We start from the raw sequence: 18,422 nt of genomic DNA on the forward strand, positions 1-18,422 counted from the left end.
GCCAACAAACGCAGATGCGTAAATCCTCACCTAAATGCCCGCACTGGTCGCGATGGCGACCAATGCAGGCATGGCAAAGGATGAAACCTCAGGCGTTTGGCTGATAGCGCTCGGCCGCGTTCGCCTGGCGAATGTCCGACAGCAAACCCTGGCGCGCGCCATCCAATGCATCCCACCGTTCGGCCACATGCAGCGGCGGGATGGTGACCAGTTCGCGGCGATCGAAGCCGACCAGCGCGGCGTCGACCAGTTCGTTAACGTCCATCAAGTCCTTGAGCGTGTTGACGTCGATACCGGCACGCTCCCAGATCTCGGTGCGCGTGCCTGCCGGCAGCACTGCCTGCACATACACACCCTTGGCTCCCAGCTCCAGGTGCAGACCCTGCGACAGGAACAGCACGAACGCCTTGGTGGCGCCATACACGGTCATGCCGAATTCGGGCGCCAGACCCACCACCGAGCCGAGATTGACGATGGCACCGCTGCCCGACTGCGCAAAGCGCGGCGCCACAGCGGCGGCAAGCCGAGTCAACGCGGTGATGTTGAGCGTGATCAGGCGTTCGATCGTCTCTGCGGTTTGCTGCAACACACCGCCGGACTGCGCCACGCCGGCGTTGTTGATCAGGATGCCGATCTGCGCATCGTCGCGCAGGCGGGTTTCCACTGCGGTCAGATCGGCGGGCTGGGTCAGGTCGGCCTGCAGCACGTCGACGTTGACGCCATGTGTGTCACGCAAACGTGCCGCCAGTGTGTCCAGGCGCGGCTTGTCGCGTGCGACAAGCACAAGATTGTGGCCGCGTTGTGCGAAGCGCTTGGCATAGACAGCGCCGATACCGGTGGAAGCGCCAGTGATGAGAACAGCGGGAAGTGTGGTCATGAAACGTTCCTTGATGAGAGAGGTGCGAAAGGTGCGAAGGCGCGAGAGCCTCAGCCGGTGAGAGTCGGATAATCGATGTAGCCCTCGGCGCCACCGCCGTAGAGCGTGGCCGGATTCAACGGCGCCAGCGCCGCGCCGGTTTGCAGACGTTCGACCAGATCCGGGTTGCTGATGAACGGCCGGCCGAAGGCAAACAGGTCGGCGTTGCCTGCGCTCAGTTGCTTGGTGGCCAGCTCAAGGTCATAGCCGTTGTTGGCCAGGTAAGTGCGTTTGAACCTGCTGCGCAGCGCGGCATAGTCGAACGGGGCCACATCGCGCGGGCCGCCGGTCGTACCTTCCACCACATGCAGATACACGATGCCCAGCGCATCGAGCTGCTCGGCGATGTAGTCGTATTGCGGCTGCGGATCGCTGCCGGAAATGCCGCTTGCCGGCGATACCGGCGAGAGGCGCACGCCAGTGCGATCGGCGCCGATTTCCTTGCTTACGGCGGCCACCACCTCCAGCAACAGGCGTGCGCGGTTTTCGATCGAGCCACCATAGGCATCGGTGCGCTGATTGGCGCCGTCCTTGATGAACTGCTCCAGCAGATAGCCGTTGGCACCGTGAATTTCGACACCGTCGAAACCGGCCGCAATCGCATTGGCCGCCGCCTGGCGGAAGTCGTTGACGATGCCCGGCAGCTCGTCGAGCTCCAGCGCGCGTGGCTCGGAGACATCGGCAAAGCCGTTGTTGACGAACACCTTGGTCGCCGCGCGGATGGCCGAAGGCGCGACCGGTGCCGCGCCGCCCGGCTGAAGGTCGACATGCGACACGCGGCCCACATGCCACAGCTGCACGAAGATGCGCCCGCCCTTGGCATGCACGGCGTCGGTGACGGCGCGCCAGCCGGTGATCTGCTCGGGCGTGTACACGCCGGGAGTGTCCTGGTAGCCCTGGGCTTGCGGCGATATCTGGGTGGCCTCGGTGATCAGCAGGCCGGCCGAGGCGCGCTGGGCGTAGTACGTGACCGCCAGTGCAGTAGGCGCCAGGCCGGCGCCGGCCCGGTTGCGGGTCAGCGGGGCCATGACGATGCGATTGGCCAGGGTCAGGGTGCCCAGGGCATAGGGCTCGAACAGCGAAGAGTGGGTCATTGACGGTGCTCAGAAATCAGTGGTTGACAAAGATTACGATCAAAATCTAAGATGTCAACACTTTGATGACGAACAACATCAATGTACGCTGTCGCTCTCCCCAGTCCCGCACAAGCACGGAGTGTCCCAACGATGAAAGTGACCAAGGCACAGGCACAAGCGAACCGGGCGCACGTCGTCGAGACGGCCTCGGTGCTGTTTCGCGAGCGTGGCTACGAAGGGATCGGCATTGCCGATCTGATGGCCGCCGCAGGCTTCACGCACGGCGGCTTCTATAAGCAGTTCCGTTCCAAGGCGGACCTGATGGCCGAATCGGCGGCCTGCGGGCTGGCCAACATCGCCGCACAGACCGAGCACGTGGACAAGACGGATTTCGTGAAGTTCTATCTGTCGCGCGGACACCGCGACAGCCCTGCCACCGGTTGCACGATGGCTGCGCTGGGCGCCGATGCCGCGCGTCAGCCGGAGGAAGTGCGCGAAGTATTTGCTGCCGGGGTCGAAAACCTGCTGGCTGCGCTCGACCGCAGCGGGGCTGCGCCTGGCACTGCCGAGGCAGCGGCTGAGCGCGCCAGCAACCTGGACATGATGGCGCACGCCATCGGCGCCATCGTGCTGTCGCGGTCGTGCCCGGACGATTCGCCACTGGCCGACGAAATCATCGCGGTGTCTCGCGACCAGATCCTGTCGTCGTTGCAACCATCCAACTAACCGACACACGCGCATCCCGACACACGTGTATCCGCATCCCGCGCAGTTTTTGATCGTCAAACAACTGCGCCTGTCACTCACTGCACTTTAGGAATTCCCATGACAGACAAATCCCCTGTTGCGCTGGTGACCGGCGCATCCTCTGGCATTGGCGAAGCTAGTGCCGAAGCATTGGCCGCCGCCGGCTATACGGTGTACGGCACCAGCCGTCGCGGCGCGCAATCCGGGCAGCGCGCCTTCAAGCTGCTGGCGTTGGATGTGACCAGCGATGAGTCCGTGGATGCGGCCATCCAGGAACTGTTGCGGTTGGAGGGTCGCATCGACCTGCTGGTCAACAATGCCGGTTTCGGCGTGTCTCCCGCAGCGGCGGAAGAAAGCTCGATCGAGCAGGCCAAGGCTATTCTCGACACCAACTTTCTCGGCGTCGTGCGCATGACCCGTGCAGTGGTGCCGCATATGCGCCGCCAGGGCAGTGGCCGCATCATCAACATCGGCTCGATCATCGGTCTGGTGCCCACACCGTATGCGGCGCTGTATGCCGCCAGCAAACATGCGGTGGAAGGGTATTCCGAGGCGGTGGACCACGAGCTGCGCAGCTACGGGATCCGAGTCACGGTCATCGAACCGGCCTACACCAAGACCCAGTTCGAAGCGAACAATCTGGCCCCCGACGCGCCGCTGGAAACCTATCGGCAGGTTCGAGCGGAAGTTGGAAAAGTGGTGGCGCAGGCAATGGCGATTGCAGACGAGCCATCCGTCGTGGCCGACGTGGTGGTGAAAGCGGCCCGCGCCCAACACCCCAAGGTGCGCTACACCGCGGGCAAGATCGCCGGACAACTGCAGTTCTTGCGGCGGTTTGCGCCGGCAGGCGTGTTCCAGTCGCTGATTCGCAAGAATCTGCACTTGGATGCAAACACGCCTGTTGATGCCAAGACACCCACGCACGCCAGATAAGTTTTGTCAGACGCTGCATAGACCAGCAGCGGCAGTCGCAGCGACTGCCGTTGCCGATACACCGCCGTGACGCGATAACGCGCGCGGCCTCAATTCGAACAGGAGAAGGCAATGACCTTCAACGCTTTGCTGGCGAATCAAACCAGCGAGATGGTTGCTACCACCGTGGTCCAGTTCAATGAAGACGACCTGATGCCGGGCGATGTCACGGTTGCCATCGACTACTCGACCGTCAACTACAAGGACGCACTGGCGGTGACCGGGCGGGGCCCGATCATTCGCCAGTTCCCGCTGATTCCGGGCATCGACTTTGCCGGCGTGGTCGAAGCGTCCACGTCTCCGGGCATTGCGGTTGGAGATCGTGTGCTGGCCAATGGCTGGGGATTGAGTCAGACCCACCATGGCGGCTTTGCGCAGAAGGCGCGGGTGCCTGGCGATTGGTTGGTCAAGATTCCGGAGGCATTTTCCACGCGCGATGCGATGGCGATCGGTACCGCCGGCTACACCGCCATGCTGGCGGTGCTGGCATTGGAGCACGGCGGGCTGACCCCCGAGCGCGGCGACATCCTGGTCACCGGCGCAAATGGCGGCGCCGGTTCGGTCGCCATTGCCTTGCTCTCGGGCCTGGGCTATCGCGTGGTCGCCTCCACCGGCCGCCTGGAGCAGGCCGAGTATCTGCACAGCCTGGGCGCCGCCGAGATCATCGACCGCGCCAGCCTGTCCGAACCCGGTTCGCCGATCGGCAAGGAACGCTGGGCCGGTGTCGTGGATGCGGTGGGCAGCCATACGCTCGCAAACGCGCTGGCGCAGACGCAGTATCGCGGCGTCGTCACCGCCTTCGGCATGGCGCAAGGCGTTCAACTGGCGGCATCGGTGCTGCCTTTCATCCTGCGCAATGTCACGCTGGCCGGCATCGATTCGGTCAACGCGCCGCAAGCCGTGCGCGAGCAGGCGTGGTCGCGTCTGGCGCGTGATCTGGATCTGGGCAAGCTTGCAACGACGACCCACACCATCGGCCTGGCCAAGGTGCCGCAGAGTGCTGTCCAGCTATTGGAAGGCAAGGTGCAGGGGCGCACTGTCGTGGACGTGAACGCATGAGCACGCCCACCGCGTCACGTGCATTCCGCTTCCTGGCCACGTTATCGGCGTTGTTGCTTTTCGCCTTGGGCGCCGCCTGGTTGCTTGCGCCTGCGACCATGCTGGCCAACTGGGGCGTCGCGTTCGACAGCAACGCGTTGGGCCTGGTCGGCCGCCGCGCCGCGCCGCTGTATGCCGCCATCGGCGTCATGCTGGTCCTGGTGAGAAATGCGCCGCCGTCGCCGGGCCGCCGGGCGGTGATCGCAGGCTTCGTCACCGCGTGCCTGCTGCTGGCAGTGCTGGGCGTTGCGGAGTGGGGGGCCGGGCACGTCAACGCAGGCATCTTTTCGGCGGTCGCGATCGAAGTCGGCTTTCCGCTGGCGTTCCTGCTGGTGACACGTGCCGATGCCGCACAGCGCCGAAACAAGAACGCGCGCTGAGTGCATGCCTGACAACACCCGGTGGGGTGTTGTCAGGCGAATCCACGTTCATAACGCGCTAGGCGCGGTGCCCGCTCATTTCCTGACCGGCATGCTTGTCGAAGCGCAGATGCCACCAGGTGGCGCTGAGCGAGATCAGGCTGACCACGCAGAACGCCAGCGAGAAATCGCGTTGCTGCGGCTGGATATGATCGCCAGCCAGCATCGCCAGTTTCAGAATCATCGCGCCTGCGCACACGCCCACCGAGAGCATCAGCTGCTGCAAGGTGGTGTACAAGCTGCTGGCGCGGCTCATGCGCGAGGAGGGGACGTTTTCGTAGGCGATGGTGTTGTAGGCGGCGAACTGGAACGACATGAAGGCGCCGCAGCACAGCAATAGCCCGAACATCAGGGCGTGCGGCCAATCTGGCCGGAAAAAGGCGCACACCATATAGCCCAGGCTGGCGAGCACGCCGTTGCCGATCAGGCTGTTGCGATAACCGAAGCGGCGCAGCAACTGCGGGGTGATGCTGCGCATCAACAACGCGCCGAGCGCAGTGGCCAAAATCAGGCGCCCGCTGTGCGCGGCGCTCATGCCGAAGCCGATCTGGAACAGCAGCGGCAGCAGGAACGGATGCGCGCCCTGGGTGATGCGCATCAGTGCGCCGCCGATCACCGACAACCGGAACGAGTCGATCCGCAGCAGGCTCAGATCCAGTAGCGGGGCAGGGTGGTGGCGCGCATGCCAAAGATATCCCAGGGCCGCGCCGCCGCCGATCGCCAGTAGCCAGCTCGCTTTGCCGATGCCGTTTTCCTGGCTGACCATTTCCAGGCCGAACAACAGGCAGCCCAACGCGGTGCCGCACAGCACGAAACCGCGCAGGTCGAAGCGTGCGGGCGCTGATTCGGTGGGAATGTCCGGAATGAAACGGCGCACCAGCAAAAAGCCGGCGATGCCGATCGGCACGTTGATGTAGAAGATCCAGCGCCAATCCAGATACGAAACGAAAAATCCGCCCAGCGGTGGGCCGAGCATCGGGCCGATAAAGGCCGGCACCAGCGTCCAGGCCATCGCCGATACCAGATGCCGGCGCTCGACCGTACGCAGCAGGATCAGCCGGCCGAGCGGGGCCATCATCGCGCCACCGGCGCCTTGCAGCACGCGCGCGGCAACCATGGTGGGCAGGCTGTCGGCCAGCGAACACAGGATCGAGCCGCCGACGAACACCCAGATCGATGCACCGAAGACGCGACGCAGGCCGAAGCGGTCGGCGATGGCGCCGCTGGCCGGAATCAGCACCGCCAACGCCAGCAGATAGCTGGTCATGGCGATGCTCATGGCCGGCGCGGCGACGCCGAAGTCGCGCGCCAGGGTCGGCAGCGCGGTCGCCAGCACGGTGGCATCCATCTGCTCCATGAAAATGGCGCAGGCCAGGATCAGCGAGATGATGCGGTAATCGGGATAACGCGGCGGCGGCATGGCGCCGGCCTCGGACACGCTGGAGGACATCGGACTCTCGGTTGCGGGGTCGCATCGCTGGCGCCGCAGACGGCAACCGGATCGGCCCGCGTCGCACGGTGTTGTGCGGCGCAACACGCGCATTGTCCGCTGGTGTGGGGCGGGGTTCAAGCGCACGTGGGTAACAGTGCGTGTGTGGTGATGTAGATGTGGTGGTTTGGGTGTTGTGTCGGGTGTTGGCGTTGATGCAGAGGCTGGCGGCTAAGGCGGCTGATGGTGACGCAGTACGCGAGCAGTTAAATGGCGCGCCTGGCTGACCGACCCTGGCTGGCCGTACCCTCATCCGGCGCTGCGCGCCACCTTCTCCCGATGGGAGAAGGGATCGCAAAGCCCCTCTCCCTCCGGGAGAGGGGTTGGGATGAGGGTCCGGCGGAAGACAGCCAACTTCAAATCAACGCTGTACAGCCGGGCTGTCCCAGGCGTCCTTGATCTGCAGGATCTGCGGCAAGGCCGCGCGGAAATGCTGCACCAGGCGCGGTTCCAGTTGTTTGCCGGCCATGCTTTCCAGCTTGCGCACGGCGTCTTCCACCGTCCAGGGGGCCTTGTAGGCGCGCCGCCCGCACAGTGCGTCGAAGACGTCGGCCACCGCCACGATGCGCGCGGATTCGGGAATGGCATCGCCGGCCAACCCCTTGGGGTAGCCGCTGCCGTCCCAGCATTCGTGATGATGCAGCGCGATTTCTGCGGCCAGTTGAAACACCGGGCCGCGGCCGTGGCGCAGCAAATCGTGCCCGATCTGCGGATGCTGCAGCACCACCGAGCGTTCGTGTTCGTCCAGCGCATCGGGCTTGTGCAGGATGCTGCCGGGCACGGCGATCTTGCCGGCATCGTGCAGGGGCGCGGCGTCCTGCAGCAGCTGCGCCTGTTGCGTGGACCAACCGACTGTTTCGGCCAGCACGCGCGCATACACAGCCATGCGCCAGATATGCGCGCCGGTGTCGGCGTCCTGTCCTTGGCCGGCGGTGCCGAGCAGATGGATCGCATCGCGGTACTGCTGGGCCAGGCGCGCATTTTCTGCCAGCTTCAGTTGGGTGGCGATGCGCGCCTTGAGCAGCGCGGGCGAGTAGGGCTTGCTGACGTAATCGGCCGCGCCCGCTTCCAGCCCCGCGCGTTCGTCCTGCTCGCTGCTGCGCGAGGTCACGAACAGGATCGGGATGATGGTGCTGGAAGGTTGCTGCTTGAGCGTGCGCGCCACCGCATATCCATCCATGTCGGGCAATTCGACATCCAGCAGGATCAGCGCCGGCGCGTGGCGGCTGACCGCATCCAGCGCCTCGCCGCCGGATTTGGCGAAGACCAACGGGAAATCGTCTCGCAGCAGCTGGCGCAGGGTCGCCAGGTTGCTGGATTCGTCGTCGACGCAGAGCAGTGGACGGGACGGCATGGATGGATCCTTGCGAACCGGCGCGGGCGGCGGTCAGCGGAAGTGAGTGGCCTGCCAGTCGCGCAACGTGGCTTCGGCGCGACGGAAGTCGAAATCCTCGATGGCGCGTTGCAGTTCCTGCAGCAAGTTACCCGGCAACTGTGGCGTGCAGATCAGCAACGCGTGGTCGATCTTGTCGGCATCGTCGCTGGCAAACGCCGCGTGCAGGATCTGCACGCTGTCGTCGTCCAGCGCGAGACCATCGTCGACAATGACTTCGTCGCCCTCGCTGTCTTGCAGGAAGGCATGGATCGCGGTGGCGGTGCGCTGCATGGTGTCTTTGAGCGCAGTCAACGCAGAGGTGAGGTCGTGGCCTTCATTGATGCGGTTTTCCAGATCGCCGGCCGCACCCGCCAGCGCTGGTAATGCTAGCGACCCTGCTGCGCCGCGCAGCTTGTGCGCCAGCGCACCGATGGCGGCCAGTTCGTTGTTGCGCAGATGCTCGGCGGCGGTTTCGGCCGGGTCCGGATTGTCGCGTAGCAGTTTGAGCAGATAACGCGCATACGGCTCGCGTTCGCGCCACAGGCTGCGCGCGCGCGCCGCATCCAATAGCTCCGAATCGGCGTGTTGCCACTCAGGGCCGGCGTGCAGCTCGGCCTGCGGGGCAAGCGCGGGAATGCGGTGCAGTGCAGGCTGCAGGAAATGGCGGATGGCAGCGATCAGTTCCTCCACGTTGAAGGGCTTGGCGATGAAACCGTTCATGCCGGCTTCCAGCGCTTTTTCCTGTTGCGGACGAAACGCACCGGCCGTGAGCGCAATCACCGGCAGACTGGCCAGGGCAGGGATCTGCCGCAGCCGTCGCGTGGCTTCATAGCCGTCCACCACCGGCATCTGCACATCCATCAGCACCAGATGAAAAAGATCCGGCGCGCGCTTGAGCGTGTTGATGGCCTGCTCGCCATCGTGCGCCACGGTGACCATGGCGCCTTCGCCTTCGAGAATACGTTGTGCCACTTCGCAGTTGATCTCGCTGTCGTCCACCAGCAACAGATGCGCGCCTTCCAGCCGGCGTGCGACGAAAGCGGGTGTGGCGGCGCGCGCAGCGGCGCGCCCTTCGAACAGTTGTTCCACCAGACGATGCAGCGCTGCACTGGTCACTGGTTTGGTCATCACCGCATCCAGACCCTGTTGCTCGGGATGTTGCTCCAGCAGGCGGCGCTCGTACGCGGTGACCATCACGATGACCGGATGCGGGCCGGGTGTTGCACGTGCGCGTATCTGGCGCGCGATCGCCACGCCATCGATATCGGGCATGCGCCAGTCGAGCAGGAAGATGTCGTAGGGCTCGCTGGCCTGTTCGATCGCCTGCAACGCGGCCTGGCCGTTGGCCACCGCATCCACACGCCAGCCGAGTTCGGTGGCGATACGCACCAGATTGTTGAGCGCCGCATCGTGGTCGTCGGCGATCAGGACGCGTGGCATCGACTCCAACGGCAACGTCGGCAACTCGCGCTGTGCCTGCGGCGGCGCGGATTTTTCCAGTGTCACCACAAAATAGAATTCGCTGCCGCGGCCGGGCACGCTTTCCACTTCCAGCTCGCCGCCCATCAATTCGATCAAGCGTCGGCTGATGGTCAGGCCCAGGCCGCTGCCGCCGTAACGCCGGCTGGTGGAGGTGTCGGCTTGCAGAAACGGCGAAAAGATCAGGCTCTGCTTTTCCTTGGAAATACCGATGCCGGTGTCGCGTACCGAGAACAACAGCTTGAGCTTGTTCGGGTCGCCACTGGGGAAGCGCCGCACCGACAGCACCACCTCGCCCTGTTCGGTGAACTTGATCGCATTGCCGACCAGATTGACCAGCACCTGATTGATGCGCAGTGCATCGCCGAGCAGCCAGCGGCTGTCGCGCGGCAACGGTTCGACAATCATTTCCACCGGCTTGGCGCTGAGCGAAGAACGCATCAGGTCGGCGATATTGTCGAACAGCTGGTTGAGGTCGAACGGTGCGCGTTCCAGATCGATGCGCCCGGCTTCGATCTTGGAAAAATCCAGGATGTCGTTGATGATTTCCAGCAGCGAGCGTGCAGACCGATCGATCTTGGCGACCATATCCAGCGCCGCAACAGGCAGCTCGCTGCGTTGAAGCAGATACAGCATGCCCAGGATGGCGTTCATCGGGGTGCGGATTTCGTGGCTCATGTTGGCCAGGAAATCGGACTTGGACTGGTTGGCGCTCTTGGCCGCGTCCATCGCCAGGCGCAGCTGTTTTTCGTGCAGTTTCTGCTCGGTGAGATCCACCGCCACGCCCAGGTAGCCGATCACCTGATCGTTGTCGTCGCGCAAGGTGCTCAGTGTGAGCAACACCGGCAGGTGACGGCCTTCGTGACTGACGTAGGTCCATTCGCTGGTGTCGCTGCGGCCGAGGCTGGTCAGCGCGGCCACCGCTTCCAAGGTGTGCGCCACCGGTGTGCCGGTCTGGTCGGCCAGCATGTGCGCGCGCTCCTGCAGTTCTTCCGGCTCGATGAACTGGCTGGCCTTGCGCCGGCCGATCACCTCTTCGGCCTTGTAACCCAACAATTTTTCTGCAGCTGGGTTGAACAGCGTGACAAAGCCGCTGGAATCGGTGGCGATGATGGCGTAACCGGCGTGCGCCAGAATCGCGCGCTGCAGCGCGGAGAATTTCACCAGCTCGCTGGTGCGCTCGGCCACCTGGTGTTCGAGCGATGCATTGAGCTCGACGATGCGCTGGTGCGAGCGCACCCGCTCGGAGATGTCGCGGAAGAAATGCGAATGCCCGGTAAGGGTGTCGTCGCCTTCGAGGATCGGCGCCTTGCTGGCCAGCACATAGACTGCGTGGCTATCGCGGTGGCGCATGATCTGCGCTGCAGAGGTCATCACCGGATGCGGCTCGTCGGGGTGTTCGACTTCCGGGACCGCATACGGTTGCGGCAACAACAGCGTTGCCAAGGTGCGGCCGATCGCCTCTTCCGAGCTGTAACCGAACATCGTCTCGGCAGCCGGATTCCAGTGCGTGATGCGTCCATCCGGGGTTTCGGCAACGATCGCTTCGCTGGAGTTGCTGACCAGTGCAGCCAGTTCCATCTGTTTGCGCAGCACTTCTTCGCGGCGCAATCCGTTGCTGAAATACAGCCAGAGCAGCGCGGCGAACAGCACCGAGCCACCCATTACCAGGCTGCCCGTCAACCACGGCGAGGTCTGATGGAGCGAGGCGAGAAAACTGGCAGTGGGGTGCGCGGTGATGATCCAGGTGCGCCCATAGATCGGCAGCAACTGGACAATCGGCTGACGACGCGCACTGTCGCTCGACGGCGTGCCGCTGCGATAGAACGTGTGGGTCGGCTCGTTCCTGTCGGACAGATCCAGCGCAACGTCGTCGCGTTCGCCCAGGGTGCTTTGCACCATCTGTTCGACGCTGAAAGGCGCATACACCCAGCCGGTGGTCGCAAGCATGCGTTGTTGCGGCGTCTGCAGCGGCATGCCTTCGCGATAGACCGCCAGCAGCACCAGAAAACCGCTTTCGCTGGGAATGCGATACCCCGACAGCGAGACCGGCGAGGTCATGATTGGCTCACCGCTGCGCGATGCCTGCAAGGCAGCGGCACGCCGGCGCGGCTCGGAGGCGATGTCCAACCCGAGCGGCCGGTTGCCCGAGGACTCGGGTTCAAAATACAGCACCATGAAACGTTCGCCATCCCAGGGCGCCAATGGGCGACGATGGATATCGGGCGCACCGTCGGCACGCGCAGCCTGCAGAAAGGCCGCTTCGTCGGCGGGCGCCACGCGATGGATATAGCCGTAACCCAGCACACCGGGAAACTCGCGCGAATAATCGCGCGAGCGGCTGTACTGGGTGAAGCGATCGCGACTGATGAGCCCGCTGCCTGCGCCGATCACCGCGCCGCGTGCGCCGCGCAAGCCATGTTCGAAGGTATACATGCGCTCGCTGATGTTGCGCGACAGGTTGCGCACCACATCGTTGAAACGCTGCTCACGCTCGAGTTCGTTATGCCGATGCACCGCAAGCCCGGTCAGGATGGCGGCGATCAAACCTGCGGTGAGAATCAGCAGTGCACCGATCGAGGTACGGCGCCCGTACTTCCTGCGCAGATCCCAGCGGCCATTCGGCATCTTGTTTCCTTTGCCTTGCTGTTGCGTGCCCAGTGTCCTGGCCGACGGCGAGGTCGGCCTCGTGGTACCGCTTGAAGATGATCCAGTCCGTGCAGCACTCCCCTGGTGCTGCAACGTGCCATTGGTGGCCGGAAAATAATAGGTGGCCGTCAGTGGCTGGCCGTGATTGGGCAGCTGTCAGTAAGTGATCAGGTCACTGCCAGTGCATCAGAACGCAAGCCAGATCGACAGCGCATGAAGAGCGAGGCCAATCAATCCACCAACCAGCGTTCCATTGAACCGAATGTATTGCAGATCGCGTCCGACACCCAATTCCAATTGTTCGACGAGGTGACGTTCGTCCCAACTTTTCATCGTCGATGCAATATGTTCGGTCACCGAGACACGCAAGCGCGAGGTGAGTTTGTCAGCAGCCTGCAACATATGCTGATTGAGTGCTTCACGCAGTGAGGGGTCCGACGACAGCGCCTGGCCGAGCGATTGCATCGAGCGCTCCATATGCGCGGCCATCGACGATTGTTCACGCGCCAGGTCGTTGCGCAGCGCATCGCGAATCTCGCCCCATAGGCCTTGCACATACTCCTGCAGCGCCGGATGTTCGATCGCGCGCTGCTTGAGCTCTTCCACTCGTACGGCCATTTCCGGCTCGTCGCGCAGGCGCGCAATGTAGCGCTGCAGCCAGGCCTCGTAGTCGAGCCTGATTGGGTGCTCGGGCGTCTTGAGAATGTCTTGCAGTTCTTCGATCGCTGCACGTGCCATGCGGTCGGCCAGGCTGTCGCCGATCTCTTCGATCGGCTTGACCCAGTTCACCGTGCCGACCAGCTTGGGCCACTCGCGGCGTGCGTAGCGCACGATCAGCGCCGAGGCACGCGTCTTGACCTGTTCCTGATCCAGCCATTCGCCCAGCCGCAGCAGGACTTCATCCAGCAACTTCTGATGGCGGCCGTCGGTGGTGAGCAGCGCCATCACATCGCCGGCAGTTGCGGCGGCATTCCATTTGCGCAGGCGGTCGACGACGAAGCGTTGGATCGCGCCACGCACGGCTTCTTCGTCCAGCAACTCCAGCGCCTGCTGCATCCAGCCGCGCGCCATCTGCGCGAGCATGCGGGCCTGCTCGGGTTTGGCCAGCCATTCGCCGAGCCGGCTGGCGGGGTCGAACACGCGCAGCTTGTCCATCAATGCATCGGGGGCGAGAAACTGGTCGCGCACGAAACCGGCCAGGCCGTCGGCCAGGCGGTCCTTGCCGCGCGGCAGGATGGCGGTATGCGGAATCGGCAGGCCCATCGGGCGGCGGAACAAGGCCACCACCGCGAACCAGTCGGCCAATGCACCGACCGTGGCCGCTTCGCAGAAGGCCGATACCCAGGCCCAGATGCCTTGCTCGCCCATCAGGTGACTGACGACAAAGCCGGCAAACATGGCCAGCAACAGGGCCACCGCCAACAGCTTCATGCGCTGCAGCTGGGCACGACGGGGATCGATGGGGCGGGGAGTGCTGACGCTTGGTTCCATGGCCTGAGTGTACCCAGTCGCGTGCGGATGGCATGTCCACGGCGATGCCTGACAACGCTGCTGGCGTCGGCGTAGGAGCGCCCTCGGGCGCGATGGCGTTACCGGGAAAGCTTCATCGCGCCCAAGGGCGCTCCTACGGGTGGGTGCAGCGAGCGGTCTTGGGCAGTTTGCCGTTCGCGATTGCGGCGTGATGGTTCGGTAGGAGCGCGCTTGCGCGCGATAGTGTTATCGGGAAAGCCTCATCGCGCCCGAGGGCGCTCCTACGGGTGACGTGCTGCGGTCAGTCGTGCACTCAGCCGCGCAGACGCTCCAGCTGCGACTGCAGCGCGGCTACCTTGGCCAGCAGCGCAGCGTTTTCGTTTTCCAGCTCGGTGACGCGGCGCTGCAGCGCTTTCACATCGCGGCGTTCGGCTTCGCCACCTTCGGCTTCGTCGGATTTGGGTTTGCGCTTGGCATCGCGCACCCGTTTGGCGGCCTGCTTGAGCTCGGCCTTGCCGGCCTGCGCGGCGGCGCGTTGTTCGTCCTCGGACAAGGTCGCCACGGCGGCGGCGGCGCTGATCGAAATCTCGCCGGACCGCACGGCCTGCACCACTTCCGGGGCGGCCTGTTTGTGAATGCGTTCGATCATCACCACCTGGTTGTTACTCAGGCGTGCCTCACGCGCCAGCTCGGCGCGGCTGACCGGGGTGGAGGTCTCTTCCCAAGGCGGGCTGTCGCTGTCTTCAGTGCTGCGTGCGGCGCTGTCATCGAGTCCGGTGTCGGGCTGGTCATCGCCGACCACTGGCGCTTCGGCAGCGGCGTCGGCATCGCGCTGGGTACGTTGGCGCGCAGCCAGGATCTCGCGCTTGCGCAGCGCCAGCACGCCACGCTGGAAGTCCGACACGCTGCGCCGGCCCAGGTGCTGCTCGATCATCCACAGATGCACGTCCTGCATCGACTGGAAGCGCGGGTTCTGCACGGTCTGGAACGGCAGATCGTGCTTCTGGCAGATGCCGTAGCGGTTGTGGCCATCCACCAGCACATCGCCCCACAACACCAATGCATCGCGGCAGCCCTCGGCCAGCAGGCTGCGTTCCAGCGCCTCGTGCTCGTCGGGCGTCAGCGGGTCGATATAGGCCTTGAGTTCTTCTTTGACAACGATGTTCATGCGGCAACTGCGGGGAAGTGCGGGGCCGGCATTGTAGTGAGCCTGCTCCGGCTTTGCGCGCTTGACCGCGACGCGCCCGGGCGCTACACGCGGGCGCTTACGCTGCTGTCATCAAGCCGCTGTCATCAAGCAATGCTGCGCAGGATCTTGCCCAGCGTTTCGACGATCTGCCCGATCTGCTCGGGCGTGACGATCAGCGGTGGCGACAACGCGATGACATCGCCGGTGACGCGCACCAGCAGGCCGCCGTCGTGGAAGCAGCGCTCGAACACCTCATAGCCACGTGCGCCCGGCGCACCGTTTCGGGGTGCGAGCTCGATCGCGCCGATCAGGCCAACGTTGCGGATGTCGATCACGTGCGGCAGCCCGCGCAGGCTGTGCAGCGCGTGTTCCCACTGCGGGCCTAGCGTGATCGCGCGCGAGAACAGATCCTCTTCGGCGTAGACGTCCAGCGTGGCGATTGCCGCAGCGCAGGCCAGCGGGTGACCGGAATAGGTATAGCCGTGAAAGAGTTCGATCGCCGCTTCCGGCCCATGCATGAAGGCAGCGTGGATCGTATCGGCCACCAGCACCGCACCCATCGGCACGGTGCCGCTGGTCAGGCCCTTGGCGGCGGTGATCAGGTCCGGAGTGACGCCGAAGCGCTGCGCCGCAAAGGCCTCGCCGACCCGGCCGAAGCCGGTGATCACTTCGTCGAACACCAGCACGATGCCGTGGCGGTCGCAGATGGCCCGCAGCCGCTGCAGATAGCCTTCCGGCGGCAGGATCACGCCGGCTGAGCCGGACACCGGTTCGACGAAGACCGCGGCAATGGTGGACGCGTCGTGCAAGGTGATCAGCCGTTCCAGATCGTCGGCCAGCTCGGCGCCGTGCGCAGGCAGGCCACGTGAGTAGGCATTGCGTTCGATATCGAGCGTGTGCCGCAGATGGTCGGTGCCGGCCAGCAGCGGGCCGAACCATTTGCGGTTGTTGGGCAGCCCGCCGATCGACATGCCGCCGAAGCCGACCCCGTGATACGCCTTCTCGCGGCCGATGAAGCGGGTGCGCTGGCCCTCGCCGCGCAGGCGGTGATAGGCCAGCACGATCTTCATCGCGCTATCCACCGCCTCCGAGCCGGAGTTGGTGAAGAACACATGGCCCAGGCCGGGCGGGGCGATCGCGGCCAGCCGCTGCGCCAGCACGAACGGCAGCGGCGAACCCATCTGGAAGGTCGGCGCGAAATCCAGCGTGCCAGCCTGCGCGCGGATCGCCGCCACGATGCGCTCGCGGCCATGGCCGGCGTTGCAGCACCACAGGCCGGCGACGCCGTCCAGGATCTGGCGGCCGTCGACATCGCGGTAATACATGCCCTCCGCCGATGCCAGCAGGCGCGGGCGCGCCTTGAACTGGCGATTGGCGGTGAACGGCATCCAGAACGCGTCCAACTGCGAGGGTGCCTGTAACGCATGCGCCTGATCGCTCAGCGGGTGGTCGTGCATTGAAGGCTCCATCGCGGGGATGGCATGACTGTACGGCAGGCGTCGCGTCGCCCGTCACCCCTGGGAATGCCCGATTGCGACGCCGATTCCGCGACACGCGTCGCGCGGCCCGCACGGACTAGTCAATTAGTCGCAGCGTCGGCCGCTAACCTCTGCGAATGCCTTGTGGCGCGGGCTGTGGCGGGACGCGGGCAGGGTATGGGGCTGGGTCGAAGCATTGCAAAGATCCAGTGATCGCCGATGATGCGCCAGACGACTGCCTGTTGGGCCTGGTAGTCGCTGCTGCCCTTATCGCAACACGCCAATCGATCGCAGCCATCAATCGTATTCGGGGCCGCTGACACACTCTTCGCGCAGTCGTTTGTCGGTCGCTCTACATCGCACTCATCGTATTTTTTGGGGAACGGAATGACACAAGGGTCCACCGTGGCGACAGCCAGCGCAGACGCCGGTCTGCTGTCCAAGGAGCGCATCATTGCGCGTCCGGGGTTCAATCGTTGGTTGGTTCCGCCGGCAGCGCTGGCGATCCATCTGTGTATCGGCATGGCCTACGGCTTCAGCGTGTTCTGGCTGCCGTTGTCCAAGGCGCTGGGCATCACCGAGGCGATCGCATGCCCGGCCGACATGGGCCTGTTCGCGCGCATGGTCGCCACCACCTGCGACTGGAAGATCAGCGAGCTGCAGTGGATGTACACGCTGTTCTTCGTGCTGCTGGGGTGCTCGGCGGCGATCTGGGGCGGTTGGCTGGAACGCGCCGGCCCGCGCAAGGCCGGTGTGGTCTCGGCGCTGTGCTGGTGCGGCGGTCTGGTGATCTCGGCGGCGGGTATCCACTTCCATCAGATATGGATGCTGTGGCTGGGCTCGGGCGTGATCGGCGGGATCGGTCTGGGCCTGGGTTACATCTCGCCGGTGTCGACCCTGATCAAATGGTTCCCCGACCGCCGCGGCATGGCGACCGGTATGGCGATCATGGGCTTCGGCGGCGGCGCGATGATCGGCAGCCCGCTGGCCGATGCGCTGATGCGCCACTTCGCCACGCCGACCTCGGTGGGCGTGATGGAAACCTTCCTGGTGATGGCGGCGCTGTACTTCGTCTTCATGATGGCCGGTGCGTTCGGCTACCGCGTCCCGCCGAGCGGCTGGACGCCGGCCGGCTGGACCGCACCGGTGGCCAGCAACAACGCCATGATCACCGCCAACCACGTGCACGTGAGCAAGGTCTGGGGCATCCCGCAGTTCTGGCTGCTGTGGGGCGTGCTGTGCCTGAACGTCTCGGCCGGTATCGGAGTGATCGGCATGTCCTCGCCGATGCTGCAGGAAGTGTTCGGCGGCCGGCTGATCGGCGTGGACGTCGGTTTCGGCAGCCTGGATCCGACCCAGCTGGCCAGCATCGCCGCCATTGCTGCCGGGTTTACCGGTCTGTTGAGCCTGTTCAATATCGGTGGCCGCTTCTTCTGGGCCAGCATGTCCGACAAGCTCGGCCGCAAGAACACCTACACGCTGTTCTTCGTGCTCGGCATCTGCCTGTACGCGGCGGCGCCGTCGGCCGGTGACGTGGGCGGCATCGCGCTGTTTGCGGGTATCTTCTGCATCATTTTGTCGATGTACGGCGGCGGCTTCGCCACCATTCCGGCGTATCTGGCCGACCTGTTCGGCACCCAGATGGTCGGCGCCATCCACGGCCGCCTGCTGACCGCCTGGGCCACCGCCGGCATCCTCGGCCCGGTGGTCGTCGGCTATATGCGTGAGTACCAGCTGGCCCACGGCAGCCCGCCGTCACAGGTCTACAACACCACCATGTACATCCTCGCCGGCATGTTGGTGCTCGGTCTTATCTGCAATCTGTTGGTGCGCCCGGTGGCTGCGCGCCACTTCATGACGCCCGACGAGCTGGCGCGCGAAAAGCAGCTGGCGCACGAGAAAGTGGACCGTAGCGGGCATGGCGTGTTGCCGCCCGATCAAATGGCGCGCATCGGCCATGGTGGTAATCCTGCACTGGTGGCGTTTGCGTGGCTGGCGGTCGGTATCCCGATGCTGTTCGGTATCTGGGTCACGCTGCAAAAAGCCTTCGTGCTGTTTCATTGAG

General features: G+C 64.7%; 13 protein-coding genes. 5 read left to right on the forward strand and 8 right to left on the reverse strand.

From position 1 onward, the window contains the following. Positions 1-88 precede the first annotated feature (88 nt). Positions 89-877, reverse strand: coding sequence for an SDR family NAD(P)-dependent oxidoreductase (locus AC1PLU_RS09560; RefSeq protein WP_481108305.1), 789 nt, complete (start codon positions 875-877; stop codon positions 89-91). Positions 878-927: 50 nt separating this feature from the next. Then, the gene (locus AC1PLU_RS09565; protein WP_481108306.1) at positions 928-2,010 is read right to left on the reverse strand and encodes an alkene reductase; all 1,083 of its coding nucleotides are present in this window, start codon (positions 2,008-2,010) and stop codon (positions 928-930) included. Between the two features lie 132 nt (positions 2,011-2,142). Between AC1PLU_RS09565 and AC1PLU_RS09570 the strand changes: the two genes are divergently transcribed. The 4 genes from AC1PLU_RS09570 (at position 2,143) to AC1PLU_RS09585 (ending at position 5,189) form a co-directional block, all read left to right on the forward strand. Then, positions 2,143-2,718 carry a TetR/AcrR family transcriptional regulator gene (locus tag AC1PLU_RS09570; protein WP_481108307.1) on the forward strand — a complete coding sequence of 192 codons (576 nt, stop codon included), beginning with the start codon at positions 2,143-2,145 and terminating at the stop codon, positions 2,716-2,718. A gap of 99 nt (positions 2,719-2,817) precedes the next feature. Beyond that, on the forward strand, positions 2,818-3,672 hold the full coding sequence (locus AC1PLU_RS09575) for an oxidoreductase (protein ID WP_481108308.1): 855 nt from the start codon (positions 2,818-2,820) through the stop codon (positions 3,670-3,672). Positions 3,673-3,783: 111 nt separating this feature from the next. After that, positions 3,784-4,770: an acrylyl-CoA reductase (NADPH) gene (gene acuI / locus AC1PLU_RS09580; protein ID WP_481108309.1), complete on the forward strand. Its 987-nt coding sequence runs from the start codon at positions 3,784-3,786 to the stop codon at positions 4,768-4,770. Next, positions 4,767-5,189, forward strand: coding sequence for a hypothetical protein (locus AC1PLU_RS09585; protein ID WP_255085431.1), 423 nt, complete (start codon positions 4,767-4,769; stop codon positions 5,187-5,189). Before acuI ends, AC1PLU_RS09585 begins: the two co-directional genes overlap by 4 nt. 58 nt (positions 5,190-5,247) lie before the next feature. Here AC1PLU_RS09585 and AC1PLU_RS09590 read toward each other — a convergent pair whose 3' ends face one another. From AC1PLU_RS09590 to aptA, 6 genes are all read right to left on the reverse strand, one after another. Beyond that, positions 5,248-6,678 carry a DHA2 family efflux MFS transporter permease subunit gene (locus tag AC1PLU_RS09590; protein WP_481108310.1) on the reverse strand — a complete coding sequence of 477 codons (1,431 nt, stop codon included), beginning with the start codon at positions 6,676-6,678 and terminating at the stop codon, positions 5,248-5,250. Positions 6,679-7,078: 400 nt separating this feature from the next. Beyond that, the gene (locus tag AC1PLU_RS09595) at positions 7,079-8,071 is read right to left on the reverse strand and encodes a response regulator (protein WP_481108311.1); all 993 of its coding nucleotides are present in this window, start codon (positions 8,069-8,071) and stop codon (positions 7,079-7,081) included. Between the two features lie 33 nt (positions 8,072-8,104). Further along, positions 8,105-12,199, reverse strand: coding sequence for a CHASE domain-containing protein (locus AC1PLU_RS09600; protein ID WP_481108312.1), 4,095 nt, complete (start codon positions 12,197-12,199; stop codon positions 8,105-8,107). A gap of 207 nt (positions 12,200-12,406) precedes the next feature. Next, positions 12,407-13,711, reverse strand: a complete 1,305-nt coding sequence (locus AC1PLU_RS09605) for a DUF445 domain-containing protein (protein ID WP_074057291.1) — start codon at positions 13,709-13,711, stop codon at positions 12,407-12,409. A 292-nt stretch (positions 13,712-14,003) separates the two neighbouring features. Next, positions 14,004-14,858: a ParB N-terminal domain-containing protein gene (locus tag AC1PLU_RS09610; protein ID WP_481108313.1), complete on the reverse strand. Its 855-nt coding sequence runs from the start codon at positions 14,856-14,858 to the stop codon at positions 14,004-14,006. Positions 14,859-14,983: 125 nt separating this feature from the next. Continuing rightward, positions 14,984-16,336, reverse strand: coding sequence for an omega-aminotransferase AptA (gene aptA, locus AC1PLU_RS09615; RefSeq protein WP_481108314.1), 1,353 nt, complete (start codon positions 16,334-16,336; stop codon positions 14,984-14,986). Between the two features lie 408 nt (positions 16,337-16,744). Between aptA and AC1PLU_RS09620 the strand changes: the two genes are divergently transcribed. Next, a complete protein-coding gene (locus AC1PLU_RS09620) occupies positions 16,745-18,421 on the forward strand; it encodes an OFA family MFS transporter (RefSeq protein ID WP_481108315.1) in 1,677 nt (558 codons plus the stop codon). The last annotated feature ends 1 nt before the right edge of the window (position 18,422 follow it).

The organism is Xanthomonas sp. NCPPB 2933, from assembly GCF_056725225.1.

Bases quoted from the DNA above. Each gene is read 5' to 3' on its own strand.
- AC1PLU_RS09560 (WP_481108305.1), bottom strand. From the start codon at position 877: ATGACCACACTTCCCGCTGTTCTCATCACTGGCGCTTCCACCGGTATC.
- AC1PLU_RS09565 (WP_481108306.1), bottom strand. From the start codon at position 2,010: ATGACCCACTCTTCGCTGTTCGAGCCCTATGCCCTGGGCACCCTGACC.
- AC1PLU_RS09570 (WP_481108307.1), top strand. From the start codon at position 2,143: ATGAAAGTGACCAAGGCACAGGCACAAGCGAACCGGGCGCACGTCGTC.
- AC1PLU_RS09575 (WP_481108308.1), top strand. From the start codon at position 2,818: ATGACAGACAAATCCCCTGTTGCGCTGGTGACCGGCGCATCCTCTGGC.
- acuI (WP_481108309.1), top strand. From the start codon at position 3,784: ATGACCTTCAACGCTTTGCTGGCGAATCAAACCAGCGAGATGGTTGCT.
- AC1PLU_RS09585 (WP_255085431.1), top strand. From the start codon at position 4,767: ATGAGCACGCCCACCGCGTCACGTGCATTCCGCTTCCTGGCCACGTTA.
- AC1PLU_RS09590 (WP_481108310.1), bottom strand. From the start codon at position 6,678: ATGTCCTCCAGCGTGTCCGAGGCCGGCGCCATGCCGCCGCCGCGTTAT.
- AC1PLU_RS09595 (WP_481108311.1), bottom strand. From the start codon at position 8,071: ATGCCGTCCCGTCCACTGCTCTGCGTCGACGACGAATCCAGCAACCTG.
- AC1PLU_RS09600 (WP_481108312.1), bottom strand. From the start codon at position 12,199: ATGCCGAATGGCCGCTGGGATCTGCGCAGGAAGTACGGGCGCCGTACC.
- AC1PLU_RS09605 (WP_074057291.1), bottom strand. From the start codon at position 13,711: ATGGAACCAAGCGTCAGCACTCCCCGCCCCATCGATCCCCGTCGTGCC.
- AC1PLU_RS09610 (WP_481108313.1), bottom strand. From the start codon at position 14,858: ATGAACATCGTTGTCAAAGAAGAACTCAAGGCCTATATCGACCCGCTG.
- aptA (WP_481108314.1), bottom strand. From the start codon at position 16,336: ATGCACGACCACCCGCTGAGCGATCAGGCGCATGCGTTACAGGCACCC.
- AC1PLU_RS09620 (WP_481108315.1), top strand. From the start codon at position 16,745: ATGACACAAGGGTCCACCGTGGCGACAGCCAGCGCAGACGCCGGTCTG.